This window comes from Streptomyces sp. NRRL F-5135 (genome assembly GCF_000719775.1).
Lineage (GTDB): Bacteria > Actinomycetota > Actinomycetes > Streptomycetales > Streptomycetaceae > Streptomyces > Streptomyces hebeiensis.
Genome location: NZ_JOHR01000025.1, coordinates 1 through 19,379, shown reverse-complemented (window position 1 = coordinate 19,379; position 19,379 = coordinate 1). Strand labels below are relative to the sequence as shown.

Annotated in this window: 7 protein-coding genes and 1 pseudogene; 6 read left to right on the top strand and 2 right to left on the bottom strand. The window is 71.7% G+C overall.

The features are described 5' to 3' along the window. The first annotated feature begins 38 nt into the window (after positions 1 to 38). The 6 genes from IG02_RS0131775 to IG02_RS0131750 all read left to right on the top strand — a co-directional run bounded on the left by IG02_RS0131775 (position 39) and on the right by IG02_RS0131750 (position 6,351). Positions 39 to 1,007 (top strand): carbohydrate ABC transporter permease, encoded by a 969-nt coding sequence (locus IG02_RS0131775; protein WP_030755774.1) that lies wholly within the window; start codon positions 39 to 41, stop codon positions 1,005 to 1,007. Positions 1,008 to 1,099: 92 nt separating this feature from the next. Continuing rightward, complete coding sequence (locus IG02_RS0131770; RefSeq protein WP_030755771.1) at positions 1,100 to 1,957, top strand: carbohydrate ABC transporter permease; 858 nt, start codon at positions 1,100 to 1,102, stop codon at positions 1,955 to 1,957. A gap of 35 nt (positions 1,958 to 1,992) precedes the next feature. Beyond that, positions 1,993 to 3,300, top strand: a complete 1,308-nt coding sequence (locus tag IG02_RS0131765; RefSeq protein WP_030755767.1) for an ABC transporter substrate-binding protein — start codon at positions 1,993 to 1,995, stop codon at positions 3,298 to 3,300. Positions 3,301 to 3,366: 66 nt separating this feature from the next. Continuing rightward, on the top strand, positions 3,367 to 3,555 hold the full coding sequence (locus tag IG02_RS0131760) for a hypothetical protein (RefSeq protein WP_030755762.1): 189 nt from the start codon (positions 3,367 to 3,369) through the stop codon (positions 3,553 to 3,555). Continuing rightward, positions 3,555 to 4,931, top strand: a complete 1,377-nt coding sequence (locus IG02_RS0131755) for an ADP-ribosylglycohydrolase family protein (RefSeq protein ID WP_030755759.1) — start codon at positions 3,555 to 3,557, stop codon at positions 4,929 to 4,931. Before IG02_RS0131760 ends, IG02_RS0131755 begins: the two co-directional genes overlap by 1 nt. Before the next feature lie 196 nt (positions 4,932 to 5,127). Further along, positions 5,128 to 6,351, top strand: a complete 1,224-nt coding sequence (locus IG02_RS0131750) for a CaiB/BaiF CoA transferase family protein (protein WP_030755756.1) — start codon at positions 5,128 to 5,130, stop codon at positions 6,349 to 6,351. 73 nt (positions 6,352 to 6,424) lie between these two features. On the opposite strand, the gene IG02_RS0131745 is transcribed toward IG02_RS0131750, so the two are convergent. After that, positions 6,425 to 18,052, bottom strand: a complete 11,628-nt coding sequence (locus IG02_RS0131745) for a hypothetical protein (RefSeq protein ID WP_030755753.1) — start codon at positions 18,050 to 18,052, stop codon at positions 6,425 to 6,427. Between the two features lie 106 nt (positions 18,053 to 18,158). Continuing rightward, a pseudogene (locus IG02_RS0131740) lies at positions 18,159 to 19,379 on the bottom strand (hypothetical protein); the annotation flags it as partial.

The following is a 19,379-nucleotide window of genomic DNA, read 5'->3' as shown; positions in this document are numbered from 1 at the left end:
CGCCTGTGACGGCCAACAGCTGAGAACACGAGGTCGCCATGAGTGTCACCCCGTCCCGGGCCGGTGCTGTCCCGGACAGCCGCGGAACCCCACCGCCCCGGACACCGGCCCAGCGCAGGCGGGCGCTCGGTCTGGACCGGAGCGCCTGGTTCCTGCTCCTTCCCGCGCTGATCCCGGTCCTGGTCCTCAGCGTGGGTCCGCTCCTGTACGGTGCCGCGCTCGCGTTCACCGACGCGCAGGCCGTCCGGACCTCCGACACCCGGTTCATCGGCCTGACCAATTTCCTCGACCTGCGCTTCGACTCCCTTTTCTGGGATTCCTTCGGCATCGGCCTGACCTGGTCGGTGTGCGTGACGGCCGGACAGTTCGCGCTGGCCCTCGGCCTCGCGCTGCTGCTCGATCAGAACCTCCGGCTGCGCTGGCTGGCCCGGACCCTGGCGCTGGTGCCGTGGGCCATGCCCGAAGTGGTGGTCGGCGTCATGTGGCGTCTCGTCTACCACTCCGACGCCGGAGTCCTGAACAAGACGCTCACCCAGCTCGGCCTCCTCCACGAGAACCACGAGAAGATCGACTGGCTCGCCGGTCTCTCCTACGCCCTGCCCGCGGCCATCGTGGTCGGCGTGTGGGCGGGCATGCCCCAGACGACCGTGGTACTCCTCGCCGGACTGCAGAGCGCCCCACCCGAACTGCGCGAGGCGGCCCAACTCGACGGGGCGGGCGTGTGGCGCCGCTTCACCGCGGTCACGTGGCCGGCACTCAAGCCCGTGGCTGTCGCCATCACGGCCCTCAACTTCATCTGGAACTTCAATTCCTTCGGCCTCGTGTACGTCCTCACCCGGGGCGGCCCAGGCGGGCAGACCAGGCTGCCGATGCTCTTCGCCTATGAAGAGGCCTTCAAGTACGGCCAGTTCGGTTACGCCGCCGCGATGGGACTGGTCATGGTGGCGGTGATCGCGGTCCTGCTGACCCTGTTCCTGCGCGCGAAGCTGAAGGAGGAGGCGGCGTGAGCGTCCCGTCCCCGTCCCGATCCCGGTCGCCGTCCTTGTCCGCGCCGACGCCGCCCGCGCCCGGCGCGCCCGGCATGAAGGGCGCGCGGGCCATGAAGCGCACGCCGGCCAAGGTGCGCGCGCTCCGCCTCGCCGGCGGCGCCGGACAGTACCTGGCTCTCGCCTGCTACCTGATCTTCCTGGGCTTTCCGCTGCTGTGGCTGCTGTCGACGTCGTTCAAAACGGCGCGGGAACTCGGCTCCCTGGACCCGGCCTGGCTGCCCCGGCATCCCGGTCTCGACAACTACCGCGCCGCGTTCGACGCCCAGCCACTGCTCCGTTCGGCCCTCAACAGCCTCGTCGTGGCGTGCGCGGCCTCGCTGATCTCGGTCACCGTCGCCGTGCCCGCCGCCTATGCGCTGGCGCGGCACCGCTCCCTGGTCGGCAGGGCGAGCTCGGTGTGGATCCTGGTCAGCCAGACGTTCCCGTTCGTCCTGGTGATCATCCCGCTGTTCCTCGTCCTGAAGAACCTGCGTCTGATCGACAGCATCGCCGGCCTGATCGCCGTGTACGTGGTGTGGAACCTGCCGTTCTCCCTCTGGATGCTCCAGGGGTACGTCAAAGCGGTGCCGCCGTCCCTGGAGGAGGCCGCCGCCATCGACGGCGCGGGCCGGGTGCGCACACTCGTCAGCGTGGTCCTGCCCCTGCTCGCACCGGGCCTGGTGGCCACGCTGATGTTCTCCTTCGTCACCGCCTGGAACGAGTTCTTCTTCGCCCTGGTCCTGCTCAAATCCCCGGAGAACCAGACCATGTCCGTGATCCTGACCCGCTTTTTGGGCGCCGAGGGCGTCGCGGACCTCGGTCCCCTGGCCGCCGCCTCGGTGCTGGCCACCATCCCCGGGCTGGTGTTCTTCGCACTGCTCCAGCGCCGGCTCGTGGGCGGCATGCTCGCGGGGGCGGTGAAGGCGTGAGGAGCCCGAGGCGGAGGAGGCGGACCAACACACTCGTGCGGACGCTCCTCCCCGGCGCGGCCACCACGCTCGCCCTGAGTCTCCTCGCCGGATGCGGCGCCGCCCCGGACACGACGGCCGACGGCGAGATCCGGCTCGAATTCCTCAGCCTCGCCTGGCAGAAGGAGTCCGTCGAAGCCAACAAGAGACTCGTGCGGCAGTGGAACGAGGACCACCCCGGCGTCCAGGTCCGCTACGTCCAGGGGAGCTGGGACAGCGTCCACGACCAGCTCCTCACTTCCTTCCTGGGCGGTGAGGCACCGGACATCATCCACGACGACGCTTCCGACCTCACCGACTTCGCCCACGGGGGCTATCTCGCCGACCTGACGCCCTATCTGCCGAAGAGACTCCGCGACGACATCCCCCAGGAGTCCTGGGAGACAACGTCGTACGACGAAGGCGTCTACGGAGTCCCGTTTCTCCAGGAGCCGCGCGTCCTGATCGCCAACACGAAACTGCTGAAAGGGTCCGGTGTACGCCTGCCCACCGCACAACGCCCCTGGACCTGGCAGGACTTCGAGGACATCAGCAAGAAGCTCACCCGCGACGTCGACGGCGACGGCAGGACCGACACCTACGGAGTGGCCTGGGCCATGAAGGAGCCGGTCGCCCAGTCCGTCAACCTGGCCCTGTCCACCGGCGGGAAGGTCTTCACCAAGGATGGGGACGGCAAGAACAGGATCCGCTACGACACCGCCGAATCCTCGGTCCCGGAGCTGGTCCGACGACAGGTCAACGAGGACCGTACGGCACCCAGGAACGGCCTGGGCATGTCGGGTTCGGACACACTGCCCGGCTTCTTCGGCGGGCGCTACGCCATGCTGCCGCTGAACTTCTCCTACCGGCAGCAGGTGCGGCAGCAGGCCCCCGAAGGCTTCGGCTGGACGGTCCTGCCCATGCCGGGGGACAGCACGGGCCTCACACAGGGTGTCGCGCCACAGACCCTCTCCGTCTCCCGGGACAGTGCGCACAAGAAGGCCGCCGTCGACTTCATCGCCTACCTCAACCAGGCGGACCACCAGGTCGAACTCGCCACCGGTGACTGGCTGTTGCCCACCAGTCGCGAGGCGCTGAAGGACCCGGCGGTCAACACGCGCAGGTACGGATGGCGGACGGGCGTGGACATCGCGGCAGGCCTCCGCCCGTCGCCCGTGCTCGGTGTGCTCGGCTTCGCGGAGTGGAAGGACAAGATCGCCACCCCGGCCTACCAGGAGTACTACAACGGCGCCCTCGGCACGGACGAACTCCGTACACGCCTCGTGGCGGACGGCAACCGGATTCTCGACCGGTACCAGCGCTGAGCCGCCTCCCGCCGCCCCACCCGCGTCGCTCCCACCTTTCTCGCTTCCCCCGGAAGGGATCCCGGCATGACCGCCAGCACCACCCCTGTCCCGTCCCTGGAGGAGCGCGTCCCCGGCGTCCCCGTCGGATCCACCGCGAGGGACCCGCGCGGCAGGGGAGCGGCACCCGAGGCCCGTGTCACCCGCGAGATCCACGCCCTCGACGTGGCACGCGGCCGCGCCCACCACGCCTCCTCCCTGATCGCGGGACAGTGATGCTGCGCCTGACCTGGGTCCAGCCCGAGGACCTGATCGGGCACGAACTGCGCCAGGCGGCACAGGACGGCCGGGACGCCTCGGCGGTGGAGCTCCGCTGGCGTCGGGCGGGCGGCCACCCGGCCCCGGACCGTGCCGGTGTGTCGATGCAGCCCCCCGCCCCACAGCTGCGGTCCCTGGCGGAGGAGTTGTTGGACGAGCTCGCGGCGATCCCGGCCCCGTCGGCGACGGACGAACCCACGGACCTGGCCGCCATTACCTCCCTGTGCCCGGGGTACGCGTCCGAGCCCGCGGCCCCGCCCGCACCGGCCGACGCCTCCCGCCTGCACGCCGCCTGGCTCGGCCGCGCCGTCGGCTGCCTGCTCGGCAAGCCCGTGGAGAAGCTCCCGCTGGAGGGCATCAGGGCCATTGCCGCGGCCACCTCCAACTGGCCGCTCGACACCTGGTTCACCGAGATCGGCCTGGACCCGGCCGTCGCGGCGGCCCACCCCTGGAACCGACGCTCACGGTCCACCTCCCTCGCCGAGAACATCGACGGCATGCCGGAGGACGACGACCTCAACTACCCCCTCCTCGGCCTGCTCCTCCTCCGCCGCCACGGCCACTCCTTCACCACCGAGGACGTCGCCCGGCTCTGGCTCGACGCGCTCCCCGCCGGCCGCACCTTCACCGCGGAGCGCGTCGCCTACCGAAACCTCCTCGACGGACTGGAGCCCCCGCACACCGCCACCCACCGCAATCCGTTCCGGGAGTGGATCGGCGCGCAGATCCGTGCCGACGTCTTCGGCTGGACCCACCCCGCCCGCCCGGCCCGGGCGGCCGGGCTCGCCCACAGTGACGCCACACTGACGCACACGGCGAACGGCGTGTACGGCGAGATGTTCGTGGCGGCCGTCCTCGCACACGCGGCCGGGCCCGCCACCTCCGTCCATGAGGCCCTGGAAGCGGGCCTGCGGTTCATCCCGCCCCGCTCCCGTTACGCACAGGCGATCCGCTTCGGTGTCGAGGCGGCCCGGGCCGAGCCGACCGGCACCCGGGCCGGCTTCGCCACCGTCGTGGACACCCTCCACGCCCGCTACGCGCCCGGCCACCACTGGGTGCACGTCCTGCCGAACGCGGCCCTGCTGGCCGCGGCCCTCACCCACGCGGACGGCGACTTCACCGGCTCCATCTGCCGAGCCGTCTCCGGAGGCTGGGACACGGACTCCAACGGCGCGACGGCCGGCTCCGTCGCCGGGCTGCTCGCGGGATCCCCCGACGCGATCGACGACCGCTGGACCGCTCCGCTGAAGAACCGCCTGGCCACGACGGTGGCGGGCTTCGACGGCATCGGCTTCGACGCACTGGCGCGGCTGACCGCGGAGGTGTCCGCATGACCACCACACCACCACCGCGCTCCCGGTCCCGCTCCGGCTCCCGGTCCCGCTCCGGCCCGACCCTGTGCCCGCCTCCGCTCACCGAGTACGGCGCGGCCGACATGCACCCGGTCGCCTACGTCACTCGCGCCTTGTGGCGGGGGACAATGCCCGCCCCCGGATCGACGCCTTCTCCGAGCAAGTACGAGGAAGCACCATGAACGATCACCACCGGCCCCCCGCCCCTCCCCGTCCCGAGGGCCCCCTGCGGGGCCTGCGCGTCATCGACCTGGCCACCCTGTTCGCGGGGCCGCTCTGCGCCACCATGCTCGGCGACTTCGGCGCCGAGGTCATCAAGGTGGAGCACCCGCGCAGGCCCGACCCCTCCCGCGGCCACGGACCCGCCAAGGACGGCGTCGGCCTGTGGTGGAAGCTGCTCGGACGCAACAAGAGGAACATCACGCTCGACCTCTCCACGCCCGGCGGCCGGGACGTCCTGCTCCGGCTGGTGGCCGACGCCGACGTCCTGATCGAGAACTTCCGGCCCGGGACCCTGGAGAAGTGGGGCCTGGGCTGGGACGAGCTGTCGGCCGCCAACCCCCGCCTGGTCCTCGCCCGGATCACCGGCTTCGGCCAGTACGGCCCGTACGCGCGCCGCCCGGGATTCGGCACGCTCGCCGAGGCGATGAGCGGTTTCGCCGCGATCACCGGAGAGCCGGACGGGCCACCGACGCTGCCGCCGTTCGGCCTCGCCGATTCCATCGCCGCGCTCTCCGCCTCGTACGCCGTGATGGCCGCGCTGCGCGGCCGGGACACGACGGGCCGCGGCCAGGTCGTCGACATGGCCATCATCGAGCCGATGCTGATGACCCTCGGGCCGCAGCCCATCTGGTACGACCAGCTCGGCTACGTCCAGCCACGCACCGGAAACCGCTCCACGAACAACGCCCCACGCAACACCTACCGCACGAGGGACGGCAAGTGGGTGGCCGTCTCGACGTCCGCGCAGTCGATCGCCGAGCGGGTGCTGCGGCTCGTCGGCCGCCCCGAATACACCGACGAGCCCTGGTTCACCACCGGATCGGGGCGCGCGGCGCACGCCGACGAACTGGACGAGGCGGTCGGCTCGTGGATCGCGGCGCACACCCGCGACGAGGTCGTCGCGGCCTTCGAGAAGGCCGAAGCGGCCATCGCGCCGGTCTACGACATCCGCGACGTCATGGCCGACGAGCAGTACCTGGCCCTGGAGACGATCACCGAACTGCCCGACCCGGACCTGGGCACGGTGCGGATGCAGAACGTCCTCTTCCGGCTGTCCGAGACCCCCGGCGCCATCCGGTGGACGGGCCGCCCGCACGGTGCCGACACCGCCGAGGTTCTGTCCGGGCTGGGGCTGACCGGCGCGGACATCGCGTCCCTCCACGCGGAGGGCGCGCTCTGACGGGCCCGGCCCCTCGCTCGGCTCCCTCTCTCCCTCGGCCCCTCCCTCGGCCCGGACCGGGGATGCCGAGGTGTCACGAGGGACTGCCCGGCTCGAGCGTCAGCAACACCGGCCCGTTCACATCGGCATACGGTGGGGGAGCGTATGGCGTGGGGTGAGTGCCGCGAAGATCGAGCGACACGATCGGCCCGTCGGCCGGGCCGAGGGCGAGGTGGTGGCCCGCGGCGTCCAACAACAGGAGGCGACAGGCGAGTTGGCGTGCCGTGAATTCCGCCAACGTCTCGATGAATCCGGCATTCGTCGTGTCGCTGTCGACCAGTCGGGTGAGCAGCAGACGGAATTGCTGCGTTCGCGTCAGGCCGGCGTCCCGCACCGACAGCTGATCACCTTGCAGTACCGCCTGAAGGTATTGGTCCGACGTCAGCTCCACGTGTAGTGACGTGAGTGTGGTCACAGGGATTTTTTCGTGTGCCGACAAGAGAGGTCCCGTACCGGGGACCGCGGTTCCACCGTCGGACACGCTTTTCGTCAGCGTGGCGTCCAGCCAGGTGACGAGCGCTTCGGGCGTGGCGGCTCCGGGGCCCGCGGCCAGCAGCTCGGGAGCATGCCGGCCCAGCGCGGTGACGAGCAGCTGAGTGAAAGTCGCCGCGTCCATCCGCAGAGCGGCCCGGTCGAATTCTCTGTCCGTCGATTCCACGTCGACCGGTTCCGCCGTGCGACTCTCGCTCGACTCCGACTCCGACTCCGACTCCGACTCCGACCCCAGCCCCAGCCCCGGGGCCGGGGCCGCGCCCACGTCCGACGTGGGGGGCGTCTCCGGCTCCGTGTCGGCGGAGCTGTCCGCCGCGGTCGGCCCGGCGGCGCCGGCGGGGACCGGCGGAACGCCCAGCCCCTGCCGTAGCCGGTTCGCCAGGTCGATGCCGGAGACCGCGTCCCGCCCGTGTACGGCGAGGTGTTCCGCGACCTGTCGTACCGCGTCGCGGAACGCAGCACCCGCGTACCGCGAGTCCACGAGGACGGGGTGGAGTTGCGAGGGCAGGACGAGCGACACCGCCCGCCACCACACCTCGTCCGGGTCGGTGTCCGCCGGCACTTCGGAGGCCCTGGCCGTGGCGAGTGCGAAGTCGTCGTGGGCGGAGCGCCAGGTTCGGCGTGAGGCATGTGCCGCGATGGAGTCGAGCGTGTCGTCCCAGGGTCCGGGCCGGACCATCAGCAGTCGTACGTGGTCGGCGGGGTCGAGCCTGCTGTCCCGTACGGGGAGGGAACCGTTGAGAGCGGCCTGGAGCGCGGGCCCCTCACGCAACATGACCCCGGCGGCGTCCAGTTGGGCCGTGGTGATGGTGTCGTCGGGCGCGAGGCGCGGCGGGTCGTCGGGCAGGTCGTCGGCTGAGACCAAGGCGGCGGTGAGCCCTCGTTCGGCATCCGTACGGTCAACACGCGGGACGATCGCCGCCACCGCGGCGTCGGCGGCATCGGAGTCGAGACCGCGCAGCCGGTCCAGGGCGTCGTCGAGCCGCCGCTGTGCCTGCCCGGCCTCTTCCCGTGCGTCGCGGAGCAGCAGGACGTCCTCATCGCTCCCCTCGCCCGCCTCCACGCGCTGATTGAGAAGGGCGACGGTCCGCGCGGCCCGGTCGAAGGCGGTGATCGCCTCCTCGTGATCGACGCGTGCGCCGGCGATCGCGGCGTCCGCGGTGGACTCGGCCGTGGGTCCGGTCGTGGCTTCGGCCGGGGGAGCCGTCGGGCCGGGGGCGGTGGTGGTGCCGACCGGGGCGGACGGGGCGGGCGGAGTGGCGATAACCGTCTCGGCGGGCTGTTCCCGGGTCTGACCCGGGTCCTGGGTCTGCCTCTTGGTCCCGTTGTGATCCTGGGTCTCTGTGTTCGAGGTCGGGGCCGGAGCCGGGGCCGGGGGCGCCGGCAGGGCGGCCTTGGTCTTGACCGGGTTGGCCACGACCGTGGCCCCCAGCCGTTCGGCGAAGAGCTTCGCCACGTTCTCCAGCCAGGCGGTCGCCTGCTCGGGGTCCACGTCCGGCCGGACTTTGTCGCTCATGTAGCGGCCGGACTTGTCGTTCACCGTCCACGCGTTGAGTTCCTTGTCCCACCGGAACTCGCCCGACACCCGGGCCATACCCGCCGCCGTACGGCCGCTCGCTTCGCCGAACCCGGCGGCGACACCCGTGTGCCCGAGCCCGTCCAGGCTGTCGCGCAGCGCCTCCGCGGTCAGCCCCGGATCCTTCTCCCGCATACCGGCCAGCAGCCGGTCGAACTGCTCCTGCTCGATCAGCGCGGACGGCTGCTCACTGCCCAGGACCACCCGTCCGTCCCCTGTGACCGTGTACAGCCACACACCGTCCCGGCTCCGGGTCAGGACCTCCGCGTTGAACTCGTCCAGCGGCACCCACAACGGATTGAGCCGGACGTCCCCGGCGTCGTCCCGCTCCTCGTCCTTGACCCGCTTGGGGGCGACCGTCGCCCCGAAATCCCGTTCCCGGTCGATGGGAGTGGCATCGCTGCCGTCGTAGTGGTTGTCGCCCGAGTAGTAGACCTCGGTCCGTCTGGGGGCCGTCTCCGGCCCCACGGTGGTGAGCAGCCGGGTGCCGGGTCCGTCACCGCCGACCAGGACGTCCACCCGCAGGTCGAGGGCCTGGGCCAGCAGAGGTACCAGGATCTCGCCCTCCGGGGAGTTCCAGCGGCTGGACCAGTTCGCCACGGTCCGGCGCAGCGCCGCGTACTCGTCGCCCTCCAGAGGCGCGTCGCTGACCGGGTAGGACCGCTCGAGCAGGGTGCGCAGCCCGGTGGTCCCGAGGGAGGTCACCGGCGGCAGCAGACCGCGATCGTCGAGGTAGGCGAACAGGTCACGGCTCTCCGCCGTACTGGCGACGGTCCGGATGTCCGCGTCGCTCATCCCGTCCTCGGGGTGCGCGGTACGGGCGTTCACGTAGGCCATCCGCAGTGTGGCGTCGCCGAGGGCTTCGAGCGTGACGGCCGTGACACCGTGATGGGCGAGTTGGGCGAGAAGCTGGTCACGGTCGAGTGTGTCGAACCGGCGTGACAGGTTCCCCGCCCGGTGTCCCCGGAACTGCAACCGGGTCATACGGTCCAGCCCCGTACCGCTCTCCTCCGCCCGCCGGAGGTGGTCCAGTACGTGTGCGCGCATGGCCCCGGCCACGACGGGACACTGATCGGTGGGCAGGGGATGCCCGGTGCGCCGCCGCAGGTCGTCGTGCACGGCCTCCGGCACGGAGAGCCACGCGTACGCGGCGGGGTGTCTCTCGGAGAGATCCGGCAGGCGGTCACGGATGTGCAGTGGAGCACTCGCCATGAACGAGGACAGGACGCATTCCCCGTCCAACGGAACCGGCACCCGCCGCCCACGCCCCGGCCTGGCCCCGGACCCGGACACATCCGTTTCGGTACCGGCGCCGGTGTCCTTACCGGTCTCCACGCTGGTGTCCTTGCCGGTCTCGGGCGTGTCTTCGGGCCGCGCCTCCGTGACCGGCTCGTCCGTCATCGGCGCGCCCGTGGCCGGCGTGTCCGTCACTGGCACGTCCGTGACCGGCGACTGCGGGGCGTCCTGGGGGGCCGTGCTTGGCCCCTTGGGCGGCGTCACGGTGTCCTGAACCGTCGTGTCCGTGTCCGTGACCGTGACCGGGAGCGCGAGCTGGAAGTGTTTGTCCGTCAGGCTCAGCACGACATGTGGGGGCGCGGGGCTCGGCTCGACGTCGAGGTCCGTCTCCAGCGTCCCGGCGTTCCGGCCGGAGCCGGCGGGCGGCGCGAAGTCCTGGAAGCTCCCGTCCGCCCGCACGACGGTGACCCGCACGCCGAATGCCCGGGCGGCCAGCCCCGGCAACAGGTCCGTCGCCGAGTTGTTCCAGCCCGCTTCCCCTGCCGCCCCACCCGCGCGCCCGAGCTGGGCAGCCGCCAGCCGGGCCCGGGCGTCATCGCTCAGGTCCACGGCGTGCGGGATCACACCCAGCGCGTCGAACTCCCTGCGCGCCGCTGTGTTCTCACCGAGCACCAGCCCCGCTCCGGCCACCTCGGTCGGGGTGAAGGTGTCCGTTCCGTCCACCGTCACGAAGCCGCTCAGACCGCTCTCGGCCGGGTCGCTCAGCCGTGCCGCCAACACGTCCCGCAGCCGTGCCACCGCCGCGTCCCGCGACCCGGACAGGTCGATGCCGGCCGCCGTGAGCAGATCGCCCCGCCCGGCCCGCTCCAGCCCGTCCAGCAGCGCGTGGAAGAACGCGTCGCCGTCCCTGGGCACATCGTGGAGCGCGTATTCCACCGGCTCCGTGCGTGCGAAGGCCCTCAGCCCCGAGTTCCCGGCCGCGCTCTCCTCGACGACCGGCGCGGTCAGGCGGGCTTCCGCTCCCTCGCCGGACCGCGTGTAGCGGGGCGGGACCGCCTTCTCGGGTTTCTTGACCGGCTCGTACGTCACCGCCGGGGGCTCGGCGCGGCCGTCGAGTATCGTGCGGCCCTCCTCCGTGGCCATCAGCTGGTGCCAGCGGGTGAGCTGGTCGGTGGCGTGGCGCAGCCGGTGGTACTCGGCCGCCAGACCGTTCGCCGCGTCCAGCAGCGGCACCAGCTCCCCGCGCAGCTTCTCGCCCGCCTCCTCGAAGGCTCTGGTCGCGTCCGCCACCCGCTGTTTCGCGCTGTCGACCGCACGCCGGGCTCCGGCCAGCCCCTCGACCGCCGCCGCCTCGCGCGCTCTGGCGTTGATCACACCCGGATCGGCCGACGGATCGGCCGACGGACCAGCCGAGCGGCCGATGGAGGGATCAACGGAAGCGGCGATGGACGCATCGAGGGAAGGATCAACGCTGGGAACCGTGGAGGAACCGCCCGTCGAGGCCACCTCGGCCGGGACCGACGCCGGGGCCACCGCCGCCGGGGCCGGCTTCGCGGCGGGCGCCGTCGCCAGCGCCATGGCCGCCTCGACCTCCGCCCGCGCGGTATCGAGGGTCCGTCGCGCGGTCTGTACCCCCTCGTTCGCCCGGTCCAACTCGACCAGGGCAGCGGTCCGCTCGTCCCGGAGCGCCGTGCCCTCGCGGCGCTTCTTCCAGTACGCCTGGTCCGCCGCCACCCAGTCCGCGCTGACCTTCTTGACCGCGTCCCACGCCTTGCCGACGTGCGCGGGGAAACTGGTGTCGCTGATCAGCATCAGTTCGCGGGCGATGTCCTCCCGTATCCAGGCGACGACGTACGCCTCGGACGTCATCGCCTGCGGCCCCGGCCTCGCGCGGCCGAACGTACCGCCGACCTTGTCCGCCGCCTTCGAGTCCACCAGTCCACGGTGCACGGCTCCGGTGCTGAGCCACGTGGCGGGCACCGCGAACAGGAACGACCGCCCGGTGTTCGGCTTGAGGTTGCGGGACGTCAGATGGTCGTCGCCGACCGGGATCCCGTCGGCGTCCAGGTCGTTGGGCCCCGGCCCGGAGACCCCCACCTGGTTGAGGCCCGCCTGGTCGGGGGAGTTGTACAGGAACCCGCCGCCGAAGGACGAGGACTGGGAGTGCTCGTCCGCCGATGAGGTGCTCGCGTTCTCGCCGTGCCGTCTGAGCACCTCGAGCTTGTTGCCGTCACCGACGGTCAGCAGCACCGCGCGGCTGAAGTCGGGCGTGGAACGCAGGGTCAGTTCGCCGACATCGGTGGTGAACATCAGGTGCTTCTCGGTCAGCCCCGCCACCTGGTAGCCGTCCGTCCCCAGGGTGCGGGGGAAGAACGCGGTGAGCGCCATGTAGCCGGTGCCGTCCTCCAGTGCCTGCGCCGGGCCGCTGCCCACCCGTGTCAGCCCGGTCCGCTTGGTCCGGCGCAGGAGTTCCGTCAGGACGTCGGCGTCGGGTCCGTCCTCGGCCCCCAGCGCCTCGATCGAGAAGCCGGCGTCGTAGGCCCGTGTGAGGAGGAGGTCGTTCGCGGCCCGGATGTTCTCGATTCCGACGATCGCCTTGGGGTGGATGCCGTTCTCGGGGAACGTGAACGGCCGCTCGACACCGTCGCCGTACCGGACCAGGACCGTCCTGTCGGCCGCCGGGAGGGGCGCGGGCCGAGGGGCCCTGGCCAGAGCGGGGTCGGCTCCCGGATCCGGCGCCGGCAACGGGGGCAGCGCGGCCTCGGACCCGGACTCGGGCATCACCGGTTCCATGAGGCTCAGCGGCACGTGCTCGTGCAACTCGCCTACGTCGTGCTCCTCGACGATCCGCTGCCTGCCCCGGAAGCGGTCGAACGCCGTGGCCGTTTCCTCTCCCGGCTTCGCCCGCCGCCCCGCCGGGCCGGAAGTGTCCGGAGTGTCGTCCGCCTCCAGCGTGATGCGCATCCGGTAGGGGGTGACCACCTCCGCGTACGGTTCTGTGGACGCTGCCCGGTAGATGGTGATCGACGTGGTCGTGTGGCCCGACGTGACCGTCTTCTTGTGGGAGCCGCCCTCGCTGTAGCTGGGCCCGGCTCCCACCACGTCCGGATTGCCGGTGTACACCATCTGACTGGTGAGGAAACCGACGTCCGCCCCGGACGAGGAGTCCGAGCCCTCCTGGACGGTTTCCATGGCCCGGCGGTTCTCCTCCAGCTCCACACTGTGATCGAGACCCTCGAAACGGGGCGTACCGGGGACCAGTTCGACCCGCGCCCGCACCCACCGGCCCCCGATCCACATCCCGCCCCAGCCCCAGGCGCCGACCGAGACCGGCGTCGCGGGAGCGGTGGTCGTCATCTCGCCCTTCAGAGCCCGGGTGGCCCGGCCCGACACCAACTGCCGGACCCGCTCCCGGCTCGCCTCGTCCAGCCCCAGCTTGCGGATCCGCTCCTCGAACGCGGTCAACGCCCGCGTGGGATCCAGCGCGTTCACCGCGTACGTGCCGAACGAGGTACCGCGCATCCACGGCTGTGGCGCCCACGCCTGCCGCGCGTACCGGGGGACCTCGCCCAGCCCGTCGTCCAGCAGCCCCAGCCGGTGCGCGTTCTTCTCGGGGAGATGCCCCAGCAGGCCGCCCGGTGTTGTCACGGTGAGCCCGGCCGCTCCGGCGAGCAGTCGTGGGACGAGTGAGCTCGCCGCCGCCGTGGTTCCGACCCGGCCCATCCCGAGCCGGCTCGTCACCATCGCGAACCAGTGGTCCACGTTCCCGGCCACCAGCACCTGGTTGGTGAACCCCTTGCGGTTCATGTCGGCGACGACGGTCCGGACGACGCTGCGGCTCCGTCCGTTCGAGAGGGAGACCGGGTTGGCGACGAGTCCGTAGGTGCCCATGACACCGTGCCCGGGGTGCCGGGGAGCGGCGTACACCAACTGGCCGCCGAAGACGAAAACAGTGCTGTTACTCGCCTTGCCGCCGGCCTGCCTGGTCGCGCCGAGCGTCATCTCGGTGTCCATCGACATCGACGGGGTGAGGGCGCGCAGGCCGGCCACGGTCGTCGCGTAGCGGAAGGTGCCCCACAACTCGCCGGCGGGCCCCTTGCCCAGCAGCCCGCTGCTCGCCAGCCCCAGGGGGCCCGAACTCTGGTCGAAGCTCGCCGTCAGATACTGGGGGGTGAAGGCGCGGACGACCGCGTCACGGGTGGGCGCGCCCTCCTTCATGAGTTGCCAGGCGCCGCCCGACGCCTCCGAGAGGACCCGGTCGACGCCGGCGAGCAGTGTGGGCGAGAGCACCATGCTCACGATCACGAACGGGTGCTTGCGCAGCTCCCGGAACAGTGCGGACCCACGGTCGGCCAGCCGGCCGCCGTCCGCGCCGTCGGCCCCGGCGGGCAGAACCAGGTCACCCTTGGCCAGCGCGAGGGCGCGTTCCGGTGCCATGGGGACGGGAGCCGGTTCGACGGCCGTGTACGGATTGAGCGCCCCGTCCGCGTGCGGGTCGACGGCGGGAGCGTGCTGGCTGGGAACGCTGATCAGTACCTGTCCGGTCACCGGGCCGCCGCCCTGCTGGAAGCCCCTCACCGACCGGCCGAAGAGCACATTGACCGGCTCGTCGAGCACCAGCAGGCCCGGCAGCCCGAGGCCCAGACCGCGGACGAGGCCACGGGGGCGCCAGTAGCCGCCCAGGACCGCCGTGAGCGCGATGTTGAAGCGGTACAGGTCCATGGGCTTCGTGGTCACCGACATGGGCTCGTTGCCGACGGTCGAGCCGAACGCACTCTCCGCCTCCCGCTGCCACCCCTTGCGCGCTCCCAACGTCAGCCCGAGCGTGTTCTTCCGCATGTCGGCGCTGTCGACGTTGTTGTCACGGCCCGACAGTGTGCCTTCGAAACCGATCTCCATGCCGCGCTTCGCGCTCACCTGACCGTCCAGCCGGTCGATGCCCTGGGCGCTGAAACGCATCCCCTCGTCGATGTCCCTGCCCTCGTAGGTCCGCCCGGTCAGCTCGCCGTGCACCCAGACGTAGTAGTACGTCTGCCCGACGGTGTCCGGGTCGACGAGACGGATACGGAGGCCGATCGTGGTCAGCGCCTCCAGGCTCGCCGTGACGTTCTGCTGGGACAGCACACCGAGGATCTGCAGGGTGTTCTGGAGCGCCGTCCGGTACTTCGCGGGGTCGGACCACTGCGGGGGCATCGGCCGGCTGCGCGCCGCCTTGAGCAAAGCGCCCGGATTGTGTTCGAGCAGGTCGTTGAAGCGGGCACGCCAGCCCTTGGGCGGGTTCGGCGGCAGGAGTTGGTCCAGCGGTGCCACCAGGCCCTGGCGGCGCGCGGCGACGGCGGTCACCACCTGGTCGGCGAACGCGTCCAGCAGCGTACGGCCGACCGCGTCCGTCGCCGTCGGCGGGGCGTCGGTGCGCCGCCCGTCGGGGAAGGTGAACTCCTTCACCCGGTGCATGCCCAGGGTGCGCGGCCGGTCCACGGTCAGGTAGGCGGGGACGCGCGGCGGCCCGCCGTGGCGCAGGGCGAGCCGCGTGCCGTCGTCCCAGCCGGCCAGTCGCCGCGCCTCGGCGCTGGTCATCCGGTCCAGGCTCCAGGTGAGGAACTGCCGTGGCGGGCCGCCGTCCCCGCTCCGTCGTACGTACACCGATTTCACGACCACGTAGAGGGCGGTTCTGGGACCCTTCACATGGCCCGCCGACTTGGTGGTCCCGGCGCCGCCGAGGCCGGTCGAACGAGTCGTCGCGTAGGTGTACTGGCCGGTCGGGCCGGCCTGCAACCGCAGGTCGAACGCTTCGCCCAGGGGGTCGGCGAAATTGACGGCGGGTCCGCCGGCGGCCTGCACCGTCAGGCTCTTCCCCTCCGCCCGGTTCCGCTCGCTGCGAATGGTGGAGGTGTTGATGTCCCGCATCTCGGCTTTGTCCGTCTCGCCGAACAGGATCGCCGCGCGCGGGATCACCTCCTCCACCACGAAGACGCCGAGCGGTGACTTCCGCTTGTCGTCGGCGAACAGCGGCGGGGTGGTGATCCGGCCGCGCGCCATCGTGCCGCCGTGCCGCTGGAAGCTGTCGCCCGAGAAGAACGTGTCCAGTTCGTGATAGGCGGAGCTGCCCGGCAGGGCACCGATCCGCGCGGCGGCCCAGTCCCGGATCGCCGCGACGGGGCCGAATCCCTCGATACGGACGAAGCGGTACTGCGCGTCACGGTCCAGCGTCATCGACCGCGGGATCCGGCCCGGCGTCGGCAGCTTCGTCACACTGTCGGGGAGGCGCACCAGCAGCCCGTGGCGAACGGCAAGGCCGAAGAGCGCCTGCTTGCCGGTGACGCTGCTCGTGTCCTTGGCGGTGTCAGCGTCTTTGGCGGTGTTCGAGTCCTGGACGGGGTTGGTGCTGACGACCGCGCCGGTCTCGGTGTTGTGCCCGGTGGCCGTGTCGGTTCCGCTCCCGAGGCCGGTGACGACGTGTCCGGCGGCGTCGGTGACCCGTACCTCGTAGTACACGCTGTCCAGATACGCCTGGGAGCCGTCGAGGGTACGGGTCTCCATCTGGTTCATGCGCTGGTCCGTCAGCGTGTAGCCGACCTTGTTGATGAAACCGAACCGGACGGCGAGGCGCCCGAATCCACCGAACATGGTGGTGCCGGCGGGACCGATCGGGCCGCCCAACCCCCACTGCGAGTTCGCCTGCATGTTCTTCACCAGGCCGAACGTGGCGGCGGCCCGGTGCATGCTGTCGATCTTCGCGGGATGGCCGAAAGCGTCCTTGAAGGAACTCCACGTGCCGTAGTGACGGGCGGTGATATGGAGAACCCGGACGTTTCCGTCCGCGTTGACGTACGGGAACGGGCGCCCGCCGTCGGTGAACGTCTTGGGCTTGTCCCGGAGCGTCCGACGGATGTCGGTCAGCAGTTGAGCGGCACCCTTGCCGGGCTTCGCGCCGGGTCTGCGCCCCAGCTCGTTCTCGATCACCTCCACGACCTGATCGATGCCGCGCAGGTGGACGTTGCTCTGGCCGAAGGTAGCGGGAGTCGCCAGGAGCTGAGCGCGCTCGGCGTCGGTCAGGCTGTCCGGCAGGAGCGCCTGGAGGTCGTCGAGGTATGCCGGAATGCTGTGGCCGTCCTCGAACTGCGCCGGGCTGCGGCGTTCTCGGGACGGGGGCGGCATGTCACGGTCCACCTCCGGTGGATGGCTCGCGGCGAGCAGGTCCGTGATCCACCTCTTGGCGGTGCCGGGCGCCTTGGGCGGTGAGGTGTTCGTGGACGGGGTGACGACGGCGGGAGCGGGCGGCCCGGTGGTGACCGCCGGAACCGGAGCCGTGATCGGCCCTTCGGTCTCCGCGTCGGTCTGCCGGTCGGTCGGCGGGGCAGTCTGTTGGCCGGCGTGCGGGGTCGGCTCCTGCCGGCTCTGCCCTTTCGGCTCCTGGGAGGGCGCGAACGGATCGGTGGACACGACGGACAAGTGCGGAATCGGAGGCCTGATGTGGTCGTGGTCGTCGTCGTTGTCGTGCTGCGGTGCGGGGGCGGGTGTTTCGGCCTGGGAGGGCGGGTGGACCGGTGGGCCGTCGGCGGGGGCCAGCATCCGCGGCGCGCGTGCGGGGTCGTCGATGCCGCTGGGAGGCCGGGTGCCCCGTGCGGAGAGCGGGTGGTCGCGGAGGACGGCGCCGGTGTCGATGACACTCTCGACGGTGCGCAGGTAGTGGAGGGGAACGGCGGCCCCCGCCGGGTCGGGCAGTCGGCGGTGGTCGGCCATGAGGCCATAGCTGTCGCTCTGCCGCACCAGCCGGCGGAAGAGCGCCTTGGCCGACCGGCCCCGGTCGGGTACGCCCGCGTAGTGAATCAGCTCGTGCAGGGTGGTCGCGTCGTCGCGTTCCCGCTGCTCGTCGCGAGCCTCGGGCGAGAGGGACGGGTCGTCGGTGTGGAGGCGCAGATGCAGCTGGTCGGAGTCGTCCGGCCGGGGCGTCCGGCTCAGTTCGATGGCCTCGGGGTGGTCGGATGCGGGAGTGAGCGTGAGGTCGAGGTGAAGCTGATCGCCCGACTCGGGAAGCAGCAGTCCGTTGTTGATGTGCGTGGTGAGGAGGCTGTTGATCCGTTCCTGGTACGCGGTGAGGCCGGCGGGGTCGAAGCCCTCGCCGAACCGGACCGGCAAGTGCAGGGATACGTTTCGCACCCAGCGGCCGTCGTCGGCCTGGATCCGCTGGACCCACATCCGGACGAGGGTGTCCCTGCCGTCGAGCAGTCCGGGCCCCGGCGGGTTCTGGCCGGGGTCCAGGGCCGGGTCGAACCGTTCGGTCCGCACCGGGACGGCCGGTGCGTCGTGGCGGCCGGCCCGCCACTGCTCGGGCCGTACCGGATCGGCGACGGGCACGGCGGGCTCCGGTGTCCGTGCTGTGGACGCGTCCGCGACGCTGTCGGTGTCGGTGTCCGAGTTGCTATCGGCGTTGGTATCGGTGTTGGTGCTGTCGGGCGTGGCGTCACCGGTCGGTGCGTCGCCGCCGACGGTGGCCGTGCGCGGTCCACCGGTCAGGTCCGTGCCGGCCGGCTGCGGTGGCGCGGGCGGCGCGGGCGTTCCGTCCAGTCGCGGGGCGTCGGAGGACGTGCGCAGTCCCGGCGGCGGGGCCGGGGCGCCGTCGGGCCCGGTCGTGTCCGTGTTCGTGTTCGTCCCGGGGGCGGTGACGGTGTCGTCCGTGACGCCCGGGGGTGGCGGGGTGAGCGACCGCTCCGTAGTCGGTCAGGTCGGTCTGGGAGGACTGCTGCGACTGGTTCCCCGTGCCGGACGTGCCCTGCGGCGCACCGGGCGGTGTGCCCTGTGTTCCGGGTGCGGGCGCCGCGGCGTTCGGGCCGGTCGAGGTGCTGATGGGTGCCGGCGGTGCGACGGAGCCCGGTTCGGCCTCGGACACCGGCGGGGCGCCGTGCACCTGCTGGTCGGGGCTGTCCTCCAGGCCCGGCTGTCCGGTCGTGTTCCGGCCGGGCGTGCCGCGTGCGGGCAGGTCGTCCTGTCCGGTGGCATCGTTCTGGACGTCGCGCGTCCCGTCCTGGCCGGTCCCGGTCGACGCGTCGTCGTCGAGGCCGGTCTCCAGGCCCATATCGCTGAGACCGTCCGTGGTGCTCAGGTCCGGCGTGGTGGTGGAACTCTTCGGTGCCGTGATTCCTTGCGGAAGGTCGCTCGGCGACCTCGACAGGTCCGGAGTCACACCGGGCGTCAGGTCGGGCGTGCGGTCCGGTGTGAGGTCCGGCGTGAGGTCCGGCGACACATCCGGCGTGAGGTCGGGGGTGAACTCGGGTGTGAAGTCGGCGTTCGAGCTGGACGAGGGCCCGGCGTTGCGCGCGGCGGTCGGTCCGGACGTCAGCGGGTTGGTGTCCGGCAGGGACGAGGCCGGGGAGTTGGAGGGCGAGAGCGACGGCGAGTTTGGCGACGACGAGGGCGGCGGCAGATACGGGACCTGCGACCCACTCGTGTTGTTGAAGTTGTCCGTGTTGTTGAAGTTGTTCGTGCCGCCCGTGGTGCCCGTGCCGCCCGGTGTCCGTGTGCTGAGGTCAGGTGGTCCGGACAGCGCGTCGGAGCCCCGGGTGGGCAGTGTGTTCAGTGTGTCCGGGGACGAGTACGCCGGCGGCGGAGGCGAGTACGGGGGCGGCGGAGGCGTGTTGAGACCGCTGCCGATCCCGTCCGGGAGATCGGACGAGACGGTCGTGTT

Bases quoted from the DNA above. Each gene is read 5' to 3' on its own strand.
- IG02_RS0131750 (WP_030755756.1), top strand. From the start codon at position 5,128: ATGAACGATCACCACCGGCCCCCCGCCCCTCCCCGTCCCGAGGGCCCC.
- IG02_RS0131775 (WP_030755774.1), top strand. From the start codon at position 39: ATGAGTGTCACCCCGTCCCGGGCCGGTGCTGTCCCGGACAGCCGCGGA.
- IG02_RS0131760 (WP_030755762.1), top strand. From the start codon at position 3,367: ATGACCGCCAGCACCACCCCTGTCCCGTCCCTGGAGGAGCGCGTCCCC.
- IG02_RS0131755 (WP_030755759.1), top strand. From the start codon at position 3,555: ATGCTGCGCCTGACCTGGGTCCAGCCCGAGGACCTGATCGGGCACGAA.
- IG02_RS0131770 (WP_030755771.1), top strand. From the start codon at position 1,100: ATGAAGCGCACGCCGGCCAAGGTGCGCGCGCTCCGCCTCGCCGGCGGC.